This window comes from Pseudomonas sp. BGA-UO-ETr-WB11, from assembly GCF_059567785.1.
This window is the reverse complement of sequence record NZ_JCAQOS010000008.1, coordinates 539,327-559,926: the sequence shown is the minus strand read 5'-3', so window position 1 is coordinate 559,926 and position 20,600 is coordinate 539,327. Positions and strand designations below refer to the sequence as shown.

Annotated in this window: 19 protein-coding genes; 9 read left to right on the top strand and 10 right to left on the bottom strand. The window is 62.9% G+C overall.

Features of this window, described 5'->3' with window-relative positions:
• Positions 1 to 65 precede the first annotated feature (65 nt).
• Together AC56DI_RS16355 and AC56DI_RS16350 are read right to left on the bottom strand one after the other, a co-directional pair.
• Positions 66 to 1,952: a putative bifunctional diguanylate cyclase/phosphodiesterase gene (locus tag AC56DI_RS16355; RefSeq protein ID WP_496347088.1), complete on the bottom strand. Its 1,887-nt coding sequence runs from the start codon at positions 1,950 to 1,952 to the stop codon at positions 66 to 68.
• A gap of 152 nt (positions 1,953 to 2,104) precedes the next feature.
• Positions 2,105 to 2,866, bottom strand: a complete 762-nt coding sequence (locus tag AC56DI_RS16350; RefSeq protein WP_496347087.1) for a transporter substrate-binding domain-containing protein — start codon at positions 2,864 to 2,866, stop codon at positions 2,105 to 2,107.
• Between the two features lie 119 nt (positions 2,867 to 2,985).
• Between AC56DI_RS16350 and AC56DI_RS16345 the strand changes: the two genes are divergently transcribed.
• Complete coding sequence (locus AC56DI_RS16345; protein WP_496347086.1) at positions 2,986 to 3,957, top strand: alpha/beta hydrolase; 972 nt, start codon at positions 2,986 to 2,988, stop codon at positions 3,955 to 3,957.
• Between the two features lie 51 nt (positions 3,958 to 4,008).
• Here the strand turns inward: AC56DI_RS16345 and fba are convergent, their stop codons facing one another.
• From fba to AC56DI_RS16315, 6 genes are all read right to left on the bottom strand, one after another.
• Entirely contained in the window at positions 4,009 to 5,073 is a 1,065-nt protein-coding gene (gene fba, locus AC56DI_RS16340; RefSeq protein ID WP_324520339.1) for a class II fructose-bisphosphate aldolase, read from the bottom strand.
• 64 nt (positions 5,074 to 5,137) lie between these two features.
• Positions 5,138 to 5,464 (bottom strand): MliC family protein, encoded by a 327-nt coding sequence (locus AC56DI_RS16335; RefSeq protein ID WP_496347085.1) that lies wholly within the window; start codon positions 5,462 to 5,464, stop codon positions 5,138 to 5,140.
• Positions 5,465 to 5,489: 25 nt separating this feature from the next.
• Complete coding sequence (locus AC56DI_RS16330; protein ID WP_496347084.1) at positions 5,490 to 6,653, bottom strand: phosphoglycerate kinase; 1,164 nt, start codon at positions 6,651 to 6,653, stop codon at positions 5,490 to 5,492.
• A 5-nt stretch (positions 6,654 to 6,658) separates the two neighbouring features.
• Positions 6,659 to 7,726: an erythrose-4-phosphate dehydrogenase gene (gene epd / locus AC56DI_RS16325; RefSeq protein WP_496347083.1), complete on the bottom strand. Its 1,068-nt coding sequence runs from the start codon at positions 7,724 to 7,726 to the stop codon at positions 6,659 to 6,661.
• A 79-nt stretch (positions 7,727 to 7,805) separates the two neighbouring features.
• On the bottom strand, positions 7,806 to 9,806 hold the full coding sequence (gene tkt / locus AC56DI_RS16320) for a transketolase (protein WP_496347082.1): 2,001 nt from the start codon (positions 9,804 to 9,806) through the stop codon (positions 7,806 to 7,808).
• A 153-nt stretch (positions 9,807 to 9,959) separates the two neighbouring features.
• Positions 9,960 to 11,084, bottom strand: a complete 1,125-nt coding sequence (locus AC56DI_RS16315; RefSeq protein ID WP_496347081.1) for a TDT family transporter — start codon at positions 11,082 to 11,084, stop codon at positions 9,960 to 9,962.
• A 112-nt stretch (positions 11,085 to 11,196) separates the two neighbouring features.
• On the opposite strand from AC56DI_RS16315, the gene AC56DI_RS16310 reads away from it, so the two are divergent.
• From AC56DI_RS16310 to AC56DI_RS16290, 5 genes are all read left to right on the top strand, one after another.
• Positions 11,197 to 12,108 (top strand): LysR substrate-binding domain-containing protein, encoded by a 912-nt coding sequence (locus tag AC56DI_RS16310; protein ID WP_496347080.1) that lies wholly within the window; start codon positions 11,197 to 11,199, stop codon positions 12,106 to 12,108.
• 44 nt (positions 12,109 to 12,152) lie between these two features.
• A complete protein-coding gene (locus AC56DI_RS16305; RefSeq protein WP_496347079.1) occupies positions 12,153 to 13,184 on the top strand; it encodes an ArsR/SmtB family transcription factor in 1,032 nt (343 codons plus the stop codon).
• A complete protein-coding gene (gene metK, locus AC56DI_RS16300) occupies positions 13,184 to 14,374 on the top strand; it encodes a methionine adenosyltransferase (protein ID WP_496347078.1) in 1,191 nt (396 codons plus the stop codon). The genes AC56DI_RS16305 and metK overlap by 1 nt, the downstream gene beginning before the upstream one ends.
• Positions 14,375 to 14,900: 526 nt before the next feature.
• Positions 14,901 to 16,580 (top strand): NAD-dependent DNA ligase LigB, encoded by a 1,680-nt coding sequence (gene ligB, locus AC56DI_RS16295; protein WP_496347077.1) that lies wholly within the window; start codon positions 14,901 to 14,903, stop codon positions 16,578 to 16,580.
• 81 nt (positions 16,581 to 16,661) lie between these two features.
• Entirely contained in the window at positions 16,662 to 17,462 is an 801-nt protein-coding gene (locus tag AC56DI_RS16290) for a substrate-binding periplasmic protein (RefSeq protein WP_496347076.1), read from the top strand.
• Here the strand turns inward: AC56DI_RS16290 and AC56DI_RS16285 are convergent.
• Complete coding sequence (locus AC56DI_RS16285) at positions 17,429 to 17,917, bottom strand: GNAT family N-acetyltransferase (protein WP_496347075.1); 489 nt, start codon at positions 17,915 to 17,917, stop codon at positions 17,429 to 17,431. The genes AC56DI_RS16290 and AC56DI_RS16285 overlap by 34 nt on opposite strands.
• A 181-nt stretch (positions 17,918 to 18,098) precedes the next feature.
• Here AC56DI_RS16285 and AC56DI_RS16280 point away from each other — a divergent pair, with 181 nt between their 5' ends.
• Genes AC56DI_RS16280 through AC56DI_RS16270 form a run of 3 tightly spaced genes read left to right on the top strand, consistent with a single transcriptional unit; the run spans position 18,099 to position 20,096 of the window.
• Positions 18,099 to 18,404, top strand: a complete 306-nt coding sequence (locus tag AC56DI_RS16280) for a DUF6482 family protein (RefSeq protein WP_496347074.1) — start codon at positions 18,099 to 18,101, stop codon at positions 18,402 to 18,404.
• A complete protein-coding gene (locus AC56DI_RS16275; protein WP_496347073.1) occupies positions 18,398 to 19,939 on the top strand; it encodes a cryptochrome/photolyase family protein in 1,542 nt (513 codons plus the stop codon). Before AC56DI_RS16280 ends, AC56DI_RS16275 begins: the two co-directional genes overlap by 7 nt.
• Before the next feature lie 13 nt (positions 19,940 to 19,952).
• Complete coding sequence (locus AC56DI_RS16270; RefSeq protein ID WP_496347072.1) at positions 19,953 to 20,096, top strand: DUF2256 domain-containing protein; 144 nt, start codon at positions 19,953 to 19,955, stop codon at positions 20,094 to 20,096.
• Here the strand turns inward: AC56DI_RS16270 and AC56DI_RS16265 are convergent.
• The gene (locus tag AC56DI_RS16265; protein ID WP_496347071.1) at positions 20,090 to 20,554 is read right to left on the bottom strand and encodes a c-type cytochrome; all 465 of its coding nucleotides are present in this window, start codon (positions 20,552 to 20,554) and stop codon (positions 20,090 to 20,092) included. The two genes, AC56DI_RS16270 and AC56DI_RS16265, sit on opposite strands and share 7 nt — an antisense overlap.
• Positions 20,555 to 20,600: the final 46 nt, after the last annotated feature.

The following is a 20,600-nucleotide window of genomic DNA, read 5'->3' as shown; positions in this document are numbered from 1 at the left end:
GCGCGTGCGACAGGTTGAGCAAAGGCCGGCAGTGTACCCAAAGCCAGCGCCTTTCTCAGCCGCCATCATGCTGGCAGCGCGCGCTCACCCTGATACTGCTCGGCATAGCGCTGAAACTCCGCCGCCGGCAAGGCCGGTGCCCAGTGAAAACCCTGACCACGATCACAGCCCAACTCGCCAAGACGGACCAGGGTGGCGGCATCCTCGATGCCCTCGGCCACGGTCATCAGCTTGAGGCTGTGGGCCATCTGGATGATGGCACGCACGATCACCTCGTTATCGCCGTCCTCACTGAGGTGGAGGATGAACGACTGATCAATCTTCAGGCGCTCGACGGCAAAGCGTTTGAGGTAACCGAGGTTTGAATAGCCGGTACCAAAATCATCAATGGCGATGCCAACGCCGCGCTCACGCAGGCGACCCAGCAACTGGGTGAGGCTGTCGGAGTCGTCGATCAGCATCGACTCGGTCAGCTCAAGCTCCAGGTGCTCGGCTGCCAGGCCGGAACCCGCCAGGGCGTCCAGCACCACCTGCTCGATTCCCGCGCGGCGCACCTGCACTGGCGACAGGTTGACCGACATCAGCAAGGGCGGCAGACCCGCCTGCTGCCATTGCACAGCCTGGCGACAGGCTTCCTGCAAGACCCAGGTACCGATCTCAATGATCAGCCCGGACTTCTCTGCCAATGGGATAAAGGTCGCCGGCGCAATCAGCCCTTGCTGCGGGTGCAACCAACGCAGCAAGGCCTCGGCACCGACCAAGCGGCCGCTGGCCAGTTCGAACTGCGGCTGGTAGTAGAGAACGAACTGGTTCTGTTGCAGCGCCACACGCATACCGGAAATCAGCTGCAGGTGCTCCGCCACGCTGGAGTTCATCTGCGCATCAAAGAAGCGGAAGGCATTGCGCCCGTCATCCTTGGCCCGGTACATGGCGGTATCGGCATTTTTCAGCAAGGTATCGAAGTCCGCCCCATCCTGGGGGTACTGAGCAATACCCAGGGAGCAGGTGACCGTGACGTCCATTTCGTTGAGATGAATCGGCTGCACCAGCGCCGCCAGCAACTGGCTGACGGTGGCCGCCAGCGCATCACTGTCGCCAGCCTGGTCGAGAATGATCAGGAACTCGTCGCCGCTCTGCCGGCACACGCTGTCGCTCCCCCCCACCGCCTGTTCCAGACGCCGCGCCACCTGCTGTAACACGGCATCGCCGGCCACATGGCCGAGGGAGTCGTTGATGGTCTTGAAGTTATCCAGATCAAGAAACAGCACGGCCACAGCCCCCTGCTCACGGGCGGCATAGACGATGGCCTGCTCACAGCGGTCGCGCGCCAGCACCCGGTTGGGCAGGCCCGTCAGGGCATCGTGATGGGCGAGAAAAGTAATGTGCTCCTGGGACTGACGCACCCGCAGGTTCTCCGCCGCCAGGCGCGCCAACGCGCCGCGCAGGTCCGCGGCCATCAGCCAGGCACTGAAGCCGATCACGGCAAGAATGCAGGCCATGTCGATAAAGGTGCCCAAGCGCACCGGTGGCCGTGGATTGACGTACCAACCCTGCAGGTTGACCAGTGCCAGCAGACCAAAGGACACCAGCATAAAAGCCAGCAAGGTCAGTAACTGCCGGCGGTTACCGAGCATCGCGGCAAACACCAGAATCCCCGGAAAGCCAATCACCCCACTGTCGCGCAAGCCCTGGCCCGCCCAGATAATCAGGGTCAGCAACACAGTCAGGCTCCACAGCATCAGCAGCGATGCACACTCGACCTGGCCGCGGTGGGCGTAGCGCAGGGCCAGCAACAAGGCGCCATCGGTAGCGAGCAACAAGGCCACGGAATGCCAGACCCCGGCCCACAGATTCTGTAACGCGATCACCGACACGGCGACCAACAGCACCCGCAAGACCTGTTGCAGGCGCCGCGCCTGAAAACGCCGCGTAGCTTCGTCGGCCCGCGGCATAGCTTGCTCTGCGTTACCCATAGATTCCCTGCTGCAAAGACCGCTGCATGACGTGCGGCATCATGCCAATCGCTCAATCCTAGCAGCCAGGCCGAGTGCAATCGACCGTGCCACCCTCGCAATGTGCGGCGGCTCGGCAAATCCACCGGCATTTAAGGCAGCGACGCCTCCCGCAACGCGGCCCACTCGGGCGCCTGCGCCAACTGCAGCAGCGCCTGCTGGAGAAAAGCCATCAGTTGGGGGTTAGCCGTGTTGGTAAACAAATAGCGCTGGTAACTGGGTTGCAGCGTCGGACTGACGCTGGCCCATTGATCGAAGTCGGCCATTTGCGAGCGCAGATACGCCAATGAACTGGCCTGCACCACCACAATATCCACCCGCCCATGCTGCAACTTGAGCACGTTGCTCAAGTCATTCTGGGCATCTTCGCGCAGCAGCAGGCCGCGTTGAATGAAAGGCTCCAGATCAGCATAAAAATGCCCGCTGATACCGCCCAGACGCAGTGGCTGCGCCGGCTCCTGAACAGGAAACAGCACGTGGTCCACCTGCCGCGAGAGCAGTACATTGCGGTCACTCATCAAGGCGCTGGACCAAAGAAATCGCTGGCGCTCAGGGTCTGCAAACCAGAGCGGGTTGGCCCAGGCCACCACGCCCTGCCAATCGGCCTGGGCAACAATGCGATTAAGGCGCAGACGTGGCATCTGCCGGGCTTCAAACAGGTAACGGCCCGCCGACTGGGCAGTCAACCATGCCGCCAGACGCACGGTATAGCTCAACTGCGGTGGCACACCCTCCACCGCAAAGGGCGCGGTGGTGTAGTGGGAATAGAGGCTGATCTTTTCCACGGCACCTGCAGCGGCATTGCCGTACACCAAGCCGGCCAACAGCGCACCGATCTGCAAGAGTTTGAACATAGGGGGATGTGCCTTAAAGCGGATAAGATCAGCCTAGAGGACTGCTGCCGCATGCGAGAACAATCTACCCCAGCATGCAGCGTAATCACGCCACAGCCATCAACAATAAGAACTGCACGATGAAAAAAGCTCTGTCCCTTGCCCTGCTCCTGAGTATTACCCTCAGCGCTGCCTTCTATGCCGGGCCGCGCGTCAGCGTCGACACCCAGCTGCAGAGCCCGCAGTTACCGGCCGACCTCGATGCCTACCTGGCGCAGAGTGAGGCCCGTTACCCGGACATCACTCCCGGCGCAGAAAAAACCATCGTCTGGGCTCACCCGGACCGGCGCAAAACCGCCCTCGCGGTGGTCTACCTGCATGGTTTTTCCGCCAGCCGCCAGGAGACTGCGCCCCTGAGCGACGAGATCGCCCAGCAACTCGGCGCCAACCTGTATTACCCGCGCCTCAACGGCCACGGCCGTAGCGGCGCCGCCATGGCCGAAGCCAGCGTCAATGCCTGGCTCAACGACACCGAGGAAGCCCTGCAGATCGGCCAGCGCCTGGGCGAACGGGTACTGGTGGTCGCCACCTCCACCGGCGCCACCCTGGCCACCTGGCTCGCCACCCAGCCGCACAGTGACAAGGTGCTGGCCTATGCGCTGATCTCACCCAACTTTGCCCCTAAAGACCCCGCCGCCCAGGTGCTCACCTGGCCCTGGGCCGAGCACTTCGTGCCGCTACTGCTAGGCCCCGAACACCAGTGGCAACCCCGCAATGCCGAGCAGGCGCGCTACTGGAACCACCGCTACCCGGTGCAGGCGCTGCTGCCGATGATGGGCCTGGTGGAGTACGTGCGCGAACTGCCGCTGGAAAGCATCCAGGCGCCGCTGCTGGTGATCTACTCGCCGGAGGATAAGGTGGTCAGCCCCGCTGCCACCGAGCAGGCCTTTGCCCGCTTCGGCTCGCCGCACAAGCAACTGCTGGCCCTGACCGACACCCAGGACGACTCCCACCACGTACTGGCCGGCCGGGTGCTGTCGCCACGCGATACACCACGGGTGGAAGCGGCGATCCTGGCGTTTGTAAAACCGCTGCTCGGCGCCCAGCCCTGAATGCAAAAAGCCCGCTCAACTGAGCGGGCTTTTTTGTCCAGCAACTAAGGCTTAGTTGACCTTGGCGGCCAACTCACCTTTGGCATAACGCTGGTACATGCCTTCGAGGGAGATCGGTTTGATCTTCGAGGCATTGCCGGCGGTGCCGAAGGCTTCGTAACGGGCGATGCAGATGTCGCGCATGGCGGTTACGGTAGCCGCGAAGAACTTACGCGGGTCGAACTCGCTTGGGTGTTCGGCCATCATCCGACGGATCGCGCCGGTGGACGCCAGACGCAGGTCGGTGTCGATGTTGACCTTACGTACGCCATACTTGATGCCTTCGACGATTTCTTCAACCGGCACGCCGTAGGTTTCTTTGATGTCGCCGCCGTACTGGTTGATGATCGCCAGCCACTCTTGCGGTACCGACGACGAGCCGTGCATCACCAGGTGGGTGTTGGGAATGCGCGCGTGGATCGCCTTGATGCGGTCGATGGCGAGGATGTCACCGGTCGGTGGCTTGGTGAACTTGTAAGCGCCATGGCTGGTGCCGATGGCGATGGCCAGAGCATCCACCTGGGTTTGCTTGACGAAGTCGGCAGCTTCTTCCGGATCGGTCAGCATCTGGCTGTGATCAAGGATGCCTTCGGCGCCAACGCCGTCTTCTTCACCGGCCTGACCGGTTTCCAGGCTGCCCAGGCAACCCAGCTCGCCTTCTACCGACACGCCGCAGGCGTGGGAGAACGCGACGGTTTCGCGGGTTACACGGACGTTGTAGTCGTAGTCGGCCGGGGTTTTGCCGTCGGCTTTCAGCGAACCGTCCATCATCACCGAGCTGAAGCCCAGCTGGATCGAGCGCTGGCACACGTCAGGGCTGGTGCCGTGGTCCTGGTGCATGCACACCGGGATATGCGGGAACTCTTCGATCGCAGCCAGGATCAGGTGACGCAGGAACGGCGCACCGGCGTATTTACGCGCACCGGCCGAGGCCTGCACGATCACCGGCGAGTCGGTCTTGTCGGCCGCTTCCATGATGGCGCGCATCTGCTCGAGGTTGTTGACGTTGAAAGCCGGCACGCCGTAGCCGAATTCGGCGGCGTGGTCGAGCATCTGACGCATGCTGATAAGTGCCATGTTGCCTGTCTCCCATTGGAGGTCATTAATTCTGCGCACCGGCCCAAAGCCAGTGCGGGTTAAATCAGTTTCCCGGCGCCTTGCAGCCCCGACCGATCAGATCGTCATTGGCCGTCCAGTAGACCAGGCCCTGCTCGCCCTTGGTATGCAAGGACAACAGGCCATTGCTGTACAGCGCACCCGACGCCGCGGGCTCTTCGCTCAGACGATAAACAATATCGCCGCCACCCAGGCGTACATCAACGGCCTCGTGGCTACTGTCGGCAAAACGCCAGAGCACTTCGGCCTGACTGTCGCAAACCCAGCGCGTCCACTGCCCACTCGGCGCCGGCTGGCTGGCGCAGGCGCCAAGCAGACTGAGCGCCGCCAGCAGAGTGATCAATTTCAGCATCGAGGCGCGCTCCCTGACTGGCTATTCAAACCTTGGCGCGCTGTTCCAGCACTTCCACGGCTGGCAATAACTTGCCCTCGACGAACTCGAGGAAGGCGCCACCACCGGTGGAAATGTAGGAGATATTCGCCGCTACGCCGTATTTGTCGATGGCCGCCAGGGTGTCGCCACCACCGGCAATCGAGAACGCCGGGCTGGCGGCGATGGCTTCGGCCAGCACCTTGGTGCCGTTGCCGAACTGATCAAACTCAAACACGCCAACCGGACCGTTCCAGAGAATGGTCTTCGACGACTTCAGCAGCTCGGCGAACTGCGCAGCAGTCTGCGGGCCGATATCCAGAATCATGTCGTCTTCAGCCACATCGGCCACCAGCTTGACGGTCGCTTCAGCGTCTTCGGCGAAGGCTTTAGCGACGACCACGTCAACCGGCAGCGGCACGCTGACTTTGGCGGCGATGGCTTTGGCGGTATCGACTAGATCAGCCTCATACAGCGACTTGCCTACCGGGAAGCCAGCGGCAGCCAGAAAGGTGTTGGCGATGCCACCACCAACGATCAGTTGGTCGCAGATCTGGCTCAAGCTATTGAGTACGTCGAGCTTGGTCGACACCTTGGAGCCAGCAACGATGGCGGCCATCGGCTTGGCCGGGTTGCCCAGGGCCTTGCCCAAGGCGTCCAGCTCGGCAGCCAGCAACGGGCCGGCGCAAGCGACCTTGGCGAACTTGGCCACGCCGTGGGTCGAGCCCTCGGCGCGGTGGGCGGTGCCGAAGGCGTCCATCACGAACACGTCGCACAGGGCGGCGTATTGCTGGGCCAGCGCGTCGGCGTTTTTCTTCTCGCCGGTATTGAAGCGCACGTTTTCGAACAGCACGACCTGGCCTGGCTGTACGTCCACACCGCCAAGGTAGTCGGCCACCAGCGGCACATCACGGCCCAAGGCCTTGCTCAGGTAGGCAGCCACCGGTGCCAGGCTGTTCTCGGCGCTGAACTCGCCTTCGGTCGGGCGACCCAGGTGCGAGCAGACCATCACTGCGGCGCCTTTTTCCAGGGCCAGCTTGATGGTCGGCAGGGACGCGAGAATGCGCGCGTCGCTCTTCACCACACCGTCTTTTACCGGGACGTTGAGGTCTTCGCGGATCAGCACGCGCTTACCAGCGAGGTCGAGGTCGATCATCTTCAAAACGGTCATGGCTTTCAGTCCTGTCGGGGCTGGTGGGTCGTGGAAACAGCGGCAACGTCGAGCCAGTGTTGGGCGACGTCGAGCATGCGGTTGGCAAACCCCCACTCGTTATCAAACCAGGCCAACAGGTTCACCAGCCGAGGGCCGGAAACGCGGGTCTGGCTGCCATCGACGATGGCCGAGTGCGGGTCATGGTTAAAATCACAGCTGGCGTGGGGCAATTCGGTATAGGCCAGCAAGCCCTTGAGCGGGCCACTTTCGGCCGCCGCGCGGAGCAGTTGGTTGACCTCGGCAGCCGAGGTGTCGCGCGCCATCTGCAGGGTAATGTCGAGGCACGAGACATTCACCGTCGGCACGCGGATGGCCTTGGCCTGGATACGCCCGGTCAACTCCGGCAACAGGCGCTCGATACCCCGAGCCAGGCCAGTGGACACCGGAATCACCGACTGAAAGGCCGAGCGCGTACGGCGCAGGTCTTCGTGGTGGTAGGCGTCGATCACCGGCTGGTCGTTCATCGCCGAGTGAATGGTGGTGATCGACACATACTCCAGGCCGATTGCCTCATTCAGCAACTTGAGCAGCGGCACGCCGCAGTTGGTGGTGCAGGAGGCGTTGGACACCAGCAACTCGGCGCCCGTCAGCTGCTGCTGATTGACCCCGTAGACGATGGTGGCGTCGATATCCGCCTCGCTGGCCATCGGCTGCGACAGCAGCAAGCGTGGCGCACCGGCGTGCAAGAAGCGCTCGGCCTGTTGGCGAGTCGTGTACTGGCCGGAACACTCAAGCACTAGGTCAACGTCCAGGGCGGCCCAGTCGACGGCCTCTGGCGTGCTCTGGCGCAAAACCTTCACGCAGTCGCCGTTGATATGCAGACAGTCACCGTCGACCGCCACCACGCCCGGAAAGCGCCCGTGGGTGGAGTCGAAGCGAGTCAGGTATTCGATGCTGGCCTGATCGGCCAAATCATTGAGCGCGACAATCTCGATCGCGCTGCCCGCGCCCCGCTCATGCAACGCACGCAGCACGCAACGACCGATGCGGCCGTAACCGTTGAGCGCGATTTTATAGGGGCGTGGGGACATGGAATTCTCGAATGGGAACATGCGTAGTGTGGTTGAGCGGAGCGATACCCATCACTCCGCTCAACCACACTACAGTCGGTCAGGCGTCGAGCAGTTCAGCGGCAGTTTCCAGCACGTTGTCCAGAGTAAAACCGAACTCTTCGAACAACGCCGGCGCCGGCGCCGACTCACCAAAGGTGGTCATGCCGATGATGCGACCTTCCAGGCCCACGTACTTGTACCAGTAGTCGGCATGGGCCGCTTCGATAGCGATCCGCGCGCTGACTTGCAGCGGCAGCACGGCCTGCTTGTAGCCGGCGTCCTGGGCATCGAACACGCTTGTGCACGGCATCGACACCACACGGACCTTGCGGCCCTGGGCGGTCAGCGCTTCATAGCCTTGCACCGCCAGGCCGATTTCCGAACCGGTGGAGATGATGATCAGTTCGGGCTCGCCGGCGCAGTCTTTCAGCACATAACCGCCACGGGCGATATCGGCCAGTTGCTGGGCATCACGGGGCTGGTGCGGCAGGTTCTGACGGCTGAAGATCAGTGCCGACGGACCGTCATTGCGCTCGATGGCGTACTTCCAGGCCACCGCCGATTCCACCGCATCGCACGGACGCCAGGCGTCGACGTTCGGCGTGCCACGCAGGCTGGCGATCTGCTCGATCGGCTGGTGAGTCGGGCCGTCTTCGCCCAAGCCGATGGAGTCGTGGGTGAACACATAGAGCACGCGCTGCTTCATCAGTGCCGACATGCGCACGGCGTTACGGGCGTATTCCATAAAGATCAGGAAGGTCGCGCCGTACGGCACGAAACCGCCGTGCAGGGCGACGCCGTTCATGATTGCGCTCATGCCGAACTCGCGCACGCCGTAGAACATGTAGTTGCCGGACGCGTCTTCAGCCGAAACGCCCTTGCAGCCTTTCCACAGGGTCAGGTTGGAGCCGGCGAGGTCGGCGGAACCACCGAGGAACTCCGGCAGCAGCGGGCCGAAGGCGTTCAGGGTGTTCTGGCTGGCCTTACGGCTGGCGATGGTCTCGCCTTTGGCGGCGACGTCAGCAATGTAAGCGGCGGCTTTGGCGCTGAAATCAGCCGGCAACTCGCCCTTGCTGCGGCGAGTAAATTCGCTGGCCAGCTCCGGGAAGGCGGCGGCGTAGGCGGCAAAGCGCTGGTTCCACTCGGCTTCGGCGGCAGCACCGGCTTGTTTGGCATCCCATTCGGCGTAGATGTCGGCCGGGATTTCGAACGGGCCGTGGGTCCACTTCAGAGCAGCGCGGGTCAGAGCGATCTCTTCGGCACCCAGTGGGGCGCCGTGGCAGTCTTCCTTGCCGCCCTTGTTCGGCGAGCCAAAACCAATGGTGGTCTTGCAGCAGATCAGGGTCGGACGTTCGTGCTCGGCACGGGCGGTCTCGATGGCAGTTTTGATTTCGTCGGCGTCGTGGCCGTCAACATTGCGAATCACCTGCCAGCCGTAGGCTTCGAAGCGCTTCGGCGTGTCATCGGTGAACCAGCCTTCGACTTCGCCGTCGATGGAGATGCCGTTGTCGTCGTAGAAGGCGACCAGCTTGCCCAGGCCCAGGGTACCGGCCAGCGAGCAGACTTCATGGCTGATGCCTTCCATCATGCAGCCGTCGCCTAGGAAGGCGTAGGTGTGGTGGTCGACGATGTTGTGGCCAGGACGGTTGAACTGCGCGCCCAGAACCTTTTCCGCCAGGGCGAAGCCGACGGCGTTGGCGATGCCCTGGCCGAGCGGGCCAGTGGTGGTTTCCACGCCCGGGGTGTAGCCGTATTCCGGGTGACCCGGAGTGCGGCTGTGCAGCTGACGGAAGTTCTTCAGGTCGTCGATCGACAGGTCGTAGCCGGTCAGGTGCAACAGCGAGTAGATCAGCATCGAGCCATGGCCGTTGGACAGCACGAAGCGGTCACGGTCGGCGAAGCTCGGGTTGCTCGGGTTGTGCTTGAGAAAATCGCGCCACAACACCTCGGCAATATCCGCCATGCCCATCGGGGCACCGGGGTGGCCGCTGTTGGCTTTTTGCACAGCATCCATGCTGAGGGCACGAATGGCATTGGCACGCTCACGACGGCTGGGCATCGCTGATCTCCTGGAGGGCTGCCTCTAAACAGTATGTTCAGGCAGCTGTAGGTCGAAAAAAGACGGGCATTTTCCCCCAGCGAGGGGCATGGGGGCAATCACAGATGGTCGCCCACCCGCAGACAATCTCCAAATGCCCGTCAATTCAGCTCCTCAAAGCATCCCTCTGGCGCTCAGACAAGGCGCCCGGAACAACTCACCATGCCAGATACCATGCAAGGTACGGCGCATTACCAGCAGCCAGACCAGCACCAGCTGCAGCGCCAGCAACAGACCAATCCAGCCGAACAGTTGCAAGCCGGTGAGGCGCTGCAGGGCAAAGGTCGCCAGGGTGAACACCCCCAACGGGAAGGTAAAACCCCACCAACCGAGGTTGAATGGCAGCTCACGGCGCTGGTAATGGCGGGTAAACAGGCTGGCCGCCACCAGCCACCAGAACCCGGCACCCCACAAGGCCAGACCACCAACCAGACCCAACTGTTCAGCCAATTCTGCCGCGCCCTGCAGGGCTGTGCCGTGCCAGGCATGCGGCGCCGCCTGACCAAGGGCCAGCAAGCCCAGGCAGCCGGTAGCCAACGGACCCAGCGGCAGCCAACTGGTGGCGGCAAAGTCCATGTCCGGCAGCTTGTGCAAGGCCAGGCGCAACAGCACCAGGGCGATCAGGGCAAACGCCAGACTCAGCGACAAGCCCCACAGCACATAGCCCACGCTCAGCAACAGCTGCGCCTGATCGGCCGCGAGGTGCGGCGCCAAGGCCGCAGCCCCCGTGGCGGCCACCTCAGGGGCGACGATCGGCAACAACCAGACACCGGTGAGTTTCTCCAGGGCATGCTGCTGGCGGGTAAACATCAGGTACGGCACACCCAGCGCCACACCAAGGGCCAGCACCAGATCCAGCCACCACAAGCCATGGGCCAATTGCACCACGACCTGGCCATACACCGGCTCGGCAAACAGCAACAGACCAGCGATCACCTGCACCAGGCCCATGGGAATGGCGCCGAGAAACATCGATTGCACCGGATGATCGAGCATCGGCCACAGGGTGTCGCGAAACAGCAGCAGGCGGGCAGCGAACAGACCGCTGAAGAGCACAAACAGCAGCGTGGCCAGCAGCCACAGGCCTTCAGCAAGCCACAACTGTCCGGCAAAGCTCACCGGCATCTTGGCCACCACCTGGGCCAACACACCGGTGCCCATGGTCATGGCAAACCAGTTGGGGGTGAATTGCCGCACGAAGGCCAGCGGCTCGTGCAAGCGGGTAAAGGGGCGCAACATCAGAAGACTCCTCAACAGACGACCGCCTTGAGGCGATCCATGACTGTGAGGTTAAGCAGCAACGTGATATAGGTAAAATACATATAAAAGATACAAGGCATACCTTTTACTTATGAATCTACACCACCTCAAAGTCTTTCTGGCCATCGCCCAGACCGGCAGCATCAGCGCTGGGGCGGCGCGTCTGCTGATCAGCCAGCCGGCAGTCACCCGAGAAATCCGCGAACTGGAGGCGCGCCTGCAACTGCCGCTGTTCGACCGCCAGAGCCGCGGGGTCAACCTAACCGCCGCCGGCCAGCGACTACTGCCCTACGCCGAACGGATCTTCGCCCTGGAGTTGGCCGCCGAACGGGACCTGGCCGAATTCGCCAGTCTGGGCAGCGGTGACCTGCAAATAGGCGCCAGCGTCACGCTGGGAAGCTACCTGCTGCCGGCGCTGATCGCGCGCTTCCAGCAAGCCCATCCAGGCCTGCAAATCAGCCTGGAGATCGGCAATACCGCGGAAAACCTCGAGCAACTGCAGCGCAGCGAGATCAGCCTGAGCTTTATCGAAGGCCCCTTTAACGCCGAGCATTACAACTATCGCCTGCTCGGTAGCGATGCCCTGCTGCCGGTGGCCAGCGCGCAGCACCCGCTGGCCACCAAAAGCCAAATTAGCGCCGCAGAGTTAGCGGCCGCACCCTTGTTTATCCGCGAACAAGGCTCCGGCACCCGCAGCACCTTAGAGCAGGCTTACCAGGCGCTCGATCTGGAACCGCACATCGCTCTGGCCCTGGGCAACAGTGAAGCCCTCAAGCGCAGCCTGCAGGACGGCTACGGCGTGGCCTGGATTTCCGAACTGGCGGTGCAAGCCGAACTGCGCAGCGGTGAGTTGGTGCACCTGCCCGTCAGCGGCCTGAGCATGCGCCGCGATCTGCACGCCGTGTGGCGCCGTGAGCACAGCCTGAGTCCGGCGGCCAGCGCACTGCTGACGCGGGTGCAAGAAGCCCTCAGCACTCGCAAGGGCAATATCAAAACTTTTTGATATTGCCCTTGCGAGGCTGTTTTTCCCCACCTAGACTGCGCTGCATGAACCTGCGCGCACCCCAGCTTCACTTCGAAGCCAGTGATGAACTCGCCAGCCTGTGCAAGGCCGGCGGCGACCCGCTGCGCCTGAACATCCTGCGCGCCCTGGCTAACGATTCGTTTGGCGTGCTGGAACTGGCGCAGATCTTCGCCACCGGCCAATCCGGCATCAGCCACCACTTGAAGGTGTTGGCCCAAGCCGGCCTGGTGGCCACCCGGCGCGAAGGCAACGCCATCTTTTATCGCCGCGCCCTGCCGCACAGCGAACTGTTCGGCGGTAAATTGCACGCCGCCCTGCTGGATGAAGTGGAGAGCCTGCAGCTGCCGGATGCGGTACAAACCCGCATCACCGCCGTACACGCCCAGCGCGCCGCTGCCAGCCAGGACTTTTTTGCGCGCATGGCCGACAGCTTCCAAGCCCAACAGGACCTGATCGCTGGCCTGCCGCAGTACCGCGACAGCCTGCTGGCCCTGCTCGACTCACTGAGTTTTGCCGATGACGCCAGCGCCGTGGAGATCGGCCCCGGCGACGGCGCCTTTCTGCCCGAGCTGGCGCGTCGCTTCCAGCAGGTCAGCGCCCTCGACAACAGCCCGGCGATGCTCGACCTGGCGCGCCAACGCTGCCTCGACGAAGGCCTGGAAAATGTTCAGCTAGCCTTGGCCGATGCCCTCGGCGAAGACGCCCTCAGCGCCGACTGCGTGGTGCTGAACATGGTGCTGCATCACTTTGCGGCGCCGGCCGAAGCGATCAAGCAGCTGGCGCGACGGGTCAAGCCCGGCGGCAGCCTGCTGATCACCGAGCTGTGCAGCCACAACCAGAGCTGGGCCCGCGAGGCCTGTGGCGATCTGTGGCTAGGCTTCGAGCAGGATGACCTCGCACGCTGGGCCGCCGCCGCCGGGCTGAGCAGCGAAGAAAGTTTGTACATTGGCCTGCGCAATGGCTTCCAGATTCAGGTCCGTCATTTTCAGAAACCCAAGGCGGCGTCCGCTGCCCGCTCCCTCCCTAATACCCAGATAGAACAGGAACTGCGCTGATGAGCGAATACTCCCTTTTCACCTCCGAGTCCGTGTCTGAAGGGCATCCGGACAAGATCGCCGACCAGATTTCCGATGCGGTACTGGACGCCATCATCGCCAAGGACAAACACGCCCGCGTGGCCTGTGAAACCCTGGTAAAAACCGGCGTGGCCATCGTCGCTGGCGAGATCACCACCAGCGCCTGGGTCGACCTGGAAGACCTGGTGCGCAAGGTCATTGTCGGCATCGGCTACAACAGCTCCGACGTCGGCTACGACGGCAACACCTGCGGCATCATCAACATCATTGGCAAGCAGTCCCCGGACATCAACCAGGGTGTTGACCGCGCCAAGCCGGAAGACCAGGGCGCCGGCGATCAGGGCCTGATGTTCGGCTACGCCAGCAACGAAACCGACGTGCTGATGCCAGCACCGATCACCTTCTCCCACCAGTTGGTGCAGCGTCAGGCTGAGGCGCGCAAATCCGGCCTGCTGCCGTGGCTGCGCCCGGACGCCAAATCCCAGGTCACCTGCCGCTATGAAAACGGCAAAGTGGTCGGCATCGACGCCGTGGTGCTGTCGACCCAGCACAACCCGGAAGTGAAGTACGAAGACCTGCGCGAAGGCGTGATGGAGCTGATCGTCAAGCACGTGCTGCCGGCCGAACTGCTGCACAAAGACACCCAGTTTCACATCAACCCAACCGGCCAGTTCATCATCGGCGGCCCGGTGGGCGACTGCGGCCTGACCGGACGCAAGATCATCGTCGACAGCTACGGCGGCATGGCTCGTCACGGTGGCGGCGCGTTCTCCGGCAAGGACCCATCCAAGGTTGACCGTTCGGCCGCCTACGCCGGTCGTTACGTGGCCAAGAACATCGTTGCCGCTGGCCTGGCAGAGCGCTGCGAAATCCAGGTTTCCTACGCCATCGGCGTAGCCCAACCGACCTCGATCTCGATCAACACCTTCGGCACCAACAAGGTCAGCGAAGACACCATCATCAAGCTGGTGCGTGAAGTCTTCGACTTGCGCCCCTACGCCATCACCAAAATGCTCGACCTGCTGCACCCGATGTACCAGGCCACCGCGGCCTACGGCCACTTCGGCCGCACCCCGGAGCAGGTCACCGTGGGCGACGATACCTTCACCACCTTTACCTGGGAAAAAACCGACAAGGCCGCCGACCTGCGCGCCGCCGCCGGCTTGTAAACCCAGCGCTGCAAGACACAAGCCCCGCCCTGTGCGGGGCTTTTTCTTGGCTCTGTACCTGTCGCATGTTGCAAGGCATTTACCTCGGTGCCGATGGCTGTGTTTTACATAGCAGTGAGTTGGCGCGGTTAAAAACTTCGCGGTCAAGACCGCTCCCACGGATTATCAGGCGCCTCGGCTCCCCGGTCCCGTCAGGAGGCCGAGTGGAGGTGCTGTGTAGAGGGGCATTTGGCAGGGATGCCAAATGAGGAGCGATGGGCCAGGGATGGCCCACCGTGACGACCCTCGGAACAGCGCCGGAGTGAGGGAAGTTTCGCGCAGCGAAACCCGGATGCCGGGTGCGCTTTCTCTTTGGTTACTTTCTCTTTCGCGCAAGCAAAGAGAAAGTGACTCGGCGTAAAGCCGAAACCGCTAGTGACCCAGTGCGCAACACGTAATTGGTACATAGCCCTTTTCTTGCCCGGTCTATCCCTCCGGCAAAACACCCGCAAACCGCTAGGCTGCATGCATCGCCCATTGAGCAAGGATGCTCCCGATGCTGCGCCAACTGACCCTCAGTTTTACTCTGCTGTCCCCCGCCGTCCTGGCTGCCAACTGCCCCGATTGGCCCGCTGCTCAAGCACAAGCCGAACTGGCCCATCGCACCGCACAACTCGCCCAATGGGAGGACGCCTACCACCGTCAGGGGGTGACCTTGGTGGCCGACGAGCTGTATGACCAGGCGCGCCAGCAATTGCACGACCTGCGCAATTGCCTAAACCCGACCACTGCCGCGCCCCACCCACTGGCCAGCAGTGGCGGCCCGCTGCAACATCCAATCGCCCAGACCGGCCTGGACAAACTAGCCGATGCAACGGCGGTGCGCGCCTGGCTCAAGAACCGTCAGAACGTCTGGGTGCAGCCCAAGGTCGACGGCGTAGCGGTGACCCTGGTATTTGTCGATGGTCGCTTGCAGCAGGCCATCAGCCGTGGCGATGGTGAGCGCGGCCAGGACTGGACGCGCAACGCCCGGCAGATCCCAACCCTAGCGCGAACCCTGCCGAGTCGCGGCAGCCTGATTCTGCAGGGCGAGCTGTACTGGCGCCTGCCGCAGCATATCCAGGCCAACGCCGGCAGCCTCGGCGCGCGCAGCAAGGTGACCGGCTGGCTGGCACGCACCACCCTGAGCGCCGAGGATGCCGCGCAGATCGGCGTGTTTATCTGGGACTGGCCTGCCGGCCCTGCGTCAATGAGCGAGCGTCTGGCAGGGCTCAGCGCCCTGGGTTTTGCAGACACTCAAGCCTTCAGCCAGCCGATCAGCGACTTCCAACAGGCCCAGGCCTGGCGTGAGCGCTGGTATCGCCAGGCGCTGCCGTTTGCCAGCGACGGCGTGGTGCTCAAACAAAGCAGCCGACCTGCGGCCGAACACTGGCGCGCCAGCCCGCCGAACTGGGCCGCCGCATGGAAATACCCACTGCGCCAAGGCCTGGCGACGGTGCGCCGAGTGCAGTTCACCATCGGCCGCACCGGGCGGATCACCCCAGTGTTGCAGCTACAGCCACTGCGCCTGGATGACCGGCGCGTCAGCCGCGTAAGCCTCGGCTCACTACCACGCTGGCAAGCCCTGGACATCCGCCCCGGCGACCAGCTTGAACTCAGTTTGGCTGGCCTGAGCATTCCCCATGTCGAGCGGGTGTTCTGGCGCAATCCGCAGCGTGACGCCGTCAGCGTGCCCAACCCGGCCGACTACCACGCCCTGAGTTGCTGGCAATTCACGCCGGCCTGCGCCAGCCAGTTTCGTGCGCGTCTGGTCTGGCTCAGCGGCCCACACGGCCTGGCCATGCCCGGCGTCGGTCCCGGCACCTGGGACAAACTGCTCGCCAGCGGGCAACTGCATGATTTACTCGACTGGCTGAACCTGAAAGAAGAGCAACTGGCCAACATCCCAGGCTTTGGCGCACGCAGCGCCCGCCAGTTGCACCAGAGCCTGCAAAGCGCGCGGGCAAAACCCTTTGCCACCTGGCTACGCGCCCTCGGCCTGCGCCTCGACAACACGCCCCGCCCACTCGCCGACTGGAACAACCTGGCCGCACGCAATGCACGTCAATGGCAGGCAGAAGCCGGCGTCAGCGCCCGGCGCGGCGAACAGCTACAGGCCTTCTTCCGACACCCTGAAGTACTGGCCTTGCGCGCGCAGTTAAAGTCACAGGACATATCCAGCTTTTAGGCTGACGCTCGCTCAATCGACGGATAGACTGAGAAGCTCTGCCCCTCTCGATTGACGCCCGAGCGCTTGATGAGTCAACCCATGCGCCCATCGTTACTGTTGGCCCTGCTTCTACCCCTGATGCCTGCTTGCGCCTTGGCTGAACATCCGCTGCTGCGCATTTGCTATGAAAGCGACGACGCCATGCCTTTTTGGACGGACGCCCAACAGGCCAAGCCAGGTTTGCTCGTGGAGCTGATTCAGGCGGCCGCCCGGCAAGCTGACCTGCGCCTGGCGTTTCAACGGCAACCGTGGAAGCGCTGCGTCATGCAACTGCAAAGCGGTCAGAGCGACGGCATTTTTGCCGCCATCTGGCAGACAGATCGCGATGCTTGGGGCCAATTTCCCGGCCGCGACCCGCAACGCGCCCTACCCGTCGACCGCAACTACCGGCTCTGGCAAGCCGACTACCCGATCATCACCCGTGTCGACAGTTCGCTGCAGTGGGATGGCCAGCAGTTCAGCGGCCTGCAGCATGGCCTGAGTGCGCCCTTGGGTTATATCGCCAGCCAGCGTCTGCAGGCGCTTGGCGTCTTGGCCACCGCCAGCCAGAGCGCAGAAAAAGCGTTGAAGCTGGTGGCACTGGGCCGCCTGGATGGTTACGTCATCGAACGCCAAATCGGCAACACCCACATCCGCGAACTTGGGCTGCAGTCCAACCTGAAGGTCCTGCCCATAGCGCTGCTTGAAGCCGACTGGTATCTACCGCTGTCACACCGCTTCACGGAGCAGCACCCCGAACTGGCCCGGCGCCTCTGGCAAGCACTGCGTGAACAGCGCCAGCGCCAACAAGCCGAACTCAGCCAGCGCTACCTGCAGGCAGACGACCCCAGCCGCAAATGAATCAGCGCCAGACGCTCGCCACTTTTCCCGACGCGCTCTTCCACGCCACAGGGCAGAAAACCCAACTGCGGATACAGCAGTAAGCCGGCGACGTTCGGGTTAAAGCAGGACACCTGCACCTCGCAGGCCTGATGGCGGGTAAAAGCTGTGTCCAGCATCTGCTCGATCAAATAGCGCGCCACCCCGCGACCACGGGCCGCCGGCGCCACCATGACGTTGCCGATGGCGCAGACACCGCCGGTTTCCCAGCGATAGAAGTTGGCAAACGCCACCACCGCTCCCTCCAGCAGCACCACCGTCGAGTCGCTGCGCTGGTCGATGGCCGCCTGCAATTGCCCAGGGGTCAGCGGGAAATCCGCCTTAGGGAAACAATAAAAAAGCTCGGCCGGGCTTTGGGTAAACGCACAAATCGCCGCCAGGTCCTGCTCAGCCACTGGCCGGTGGGTCAATGTCATCGTCTTAATCCTCCTTGATCGTCACCCGCAAACACACAGATCTAGCAAGGCTAAGCAGTCATCAGCAGCCTGTCCACAGGCCAGGCAGCGCAACACCGGAGAGCCGCGCAACGCGATAAACCTATACAAGGATTAAATTTACACCTATTTTTGTACAACTTAATCCAGACGGTACCCCCCCATGAATCTGCCGCAGTTGCTTTTGCATGCTCAGCACGGCCAGGTCGAAGAGCTCAACCTGATCTCCATCGAAGGCGGCATCTACCTGCTGGAAATCCGCCTCGACGGCCAACCAAAACTGCTCCGTGACGAGCGCGGACAAACCCTGCGCTTGCGCTCGGTGGAACACGCCCGCGACCTGCTGCAAGAACTCCCGCCGCTGCCCTTTTACCTGATCCATGCGGTGGTCCATGAGGAAATGTGCGGCTTTCCCGCAGGCCCACAACAGCGCCTGCGAGTGCCCATCAGTCTGGCGTGCCAGTGGTAAGCCCATGCCGGCGCCTGGCGTTGGTGCTCGGCGATCAGCTGTCCTTTGACCTGGCCTCGCTGCGCGATTTGGACCCAACCCAGGACGCCGTGTTGCTGGCCGAAGTGGCCACCGAAACCGACTACGTCCCCCACCACCCACAGAAGATCGCGCTGATCTTCAGCGCCATGCGCCACTTTGCCGAAGCGCTGCGCCAGCGCGGCTGGCGTGTGCACTATGTGACCCTGGACGACCCGCACAACAGCGGCTCACTACCCGGCGAACTGCGCCGCTGGGCCGAGCTGCTGCACGCGACGGAAATCCACCTCACCGAATGCGGGGAATGGCGCCTGGAACAGGCACTGCGCGATTCAGGCCTGGCCTTGAACTGGCACAGCGACAGCCGTTTCCTCTGCACTCGCGAGCGTTTTGCCAAATGGGCCGACGGCCGTAAGCAACTGCGCATGGAATATTTCTACCGGGAAATGCGCCGCAGCAGCGGCCTGCTAATGCATGGCGATGGCACACCCGAGGGCGGCGCCTGGAACTTCGATGCCGAGAACCGCAAGGCGCTGCCCAAGCAGGTCAAGGCGCCGCTGCTGGCACGCTTTGCCGCCGACACCATCACCCAGGACGTGTTGACCTTGGTGCGCGAGCGCTTCAGCCATCACTACGGCACACTCGACGCCTTCGATTACCCGGTCACCCACGCGGAGGCCGAGGCGCTCTGGCAGCACTTTATTGAGTTTGCCCTGCCGGCGTTCGGCGACTATCAGGACGCCATGGCCGTCGGTGAACCCTTTCTGTTTCACGCGCGGATCAGCGCCGCCCTGAATATCGGCCTGCTCGATGTGCGTCAGCTGTGCGCCGATGTCGAAACCGCTTACCGCCGCGGCCAGGTGCCGCTGAATGCCGCTGAAGGCTTTATCCGTCAGTTAATCGGCTGGCGCGAATACGTGCGCGGCATCTACTGGCTGCACATGCCCGAGTACGCCCAGCGCAACGCCTTCGGCAACACCCGGCAGCTGCCGGCGTTCTACTGGACCGGCAACACCAAGATGAAGTGCATGAGCCAGGCCATCGGCCAGACGCTGGAGTACGCCTATGCCCACCATATCCAGCGGTTGATGGTCACCGGCAACTTCGCCCTGCTGGCCGGCATCGTGCCGAGCCAGGTCTGCGACTGGTACCTGGCGGTATATATGGACGCCTTCGACTGGGTTGAGCTGCCCAACACCCTGGGCATGGTGATGCATGCCGACGGCGGTTATCTCGGCAGCAAGCCGTACTGCGCCAGCGGCCAGTACATCAAGCGCATGTCCAACTACTGCGGCGACTGTGCGTACAAAGTCAGCGATAGCACCGGCGAGCAGGCCTGCCCGTTCAACGCGCTGTACTGGCACTTTTTAATCCGCCACCGACAGCAGTTGGGCAACAACCAGCGCCTGGCCATGGTCTACAAGAATCTCGCGCGCATGCCGGATGCCAAGCAACAGGCGCTGTGGCAGCGCGGCGAAGAACTGCTGGCGCGCCTGGATGCAGGAGAACTGCTGTGAGCCAGGCCCTGCCGTGAACAAAAGCAGCCTACCGAGCAAAATCTGCACGGTCTGCGCCCGGCCTTATACCTGGCGCAAGAAATGGGCGCGCTGCTGGGATGAGGTGCGCTATTGCTCCGAGCGCTGTCGCCGCCACAAAGGCGCGGCGCCTCAGTAGTCGCGAAACTCCTGATGACAGGCCTTGCAGGCCGCTTCAACCTGATTCAGCGGCGCGACCAACGCCTTGGGCGTCAGCGGCTTCTGGGCGCTGGCGGCAAGCAAACCGGCGGTGCTCATTTCCAACTGACGGGCCAGTTCATTGAAGCGCTGCTGGTTCTGCCAGACCTCGTCCTTGGCGCTGCTCTTGCCTTCGTCGCGCACCTGGGGGAAGTGCTGCCACGGCGTCTTGACCAAGACGTCGAGTTGACCGGCGCCGGCAACAAAATCTGCCTCATTGAAACTGATACGACCACGCAGCATGCCGCCCAACTGTTCGCTGGTCTTGAGCATCTGCTTGAAGATGGCTTTGCGCTGCCCCAGCGGAGAGTTTGGATCGAGGCGCTCGCACGCCGCCAGGCTGAGGCCGGCCAGCACGATGACGAGAAGTTTGGATTTAAACGAAAGGGTGCGCGGCATGGCGGAAACTGACTACCTGAACCAAAGGGTCGCCAGTATCCGCCGC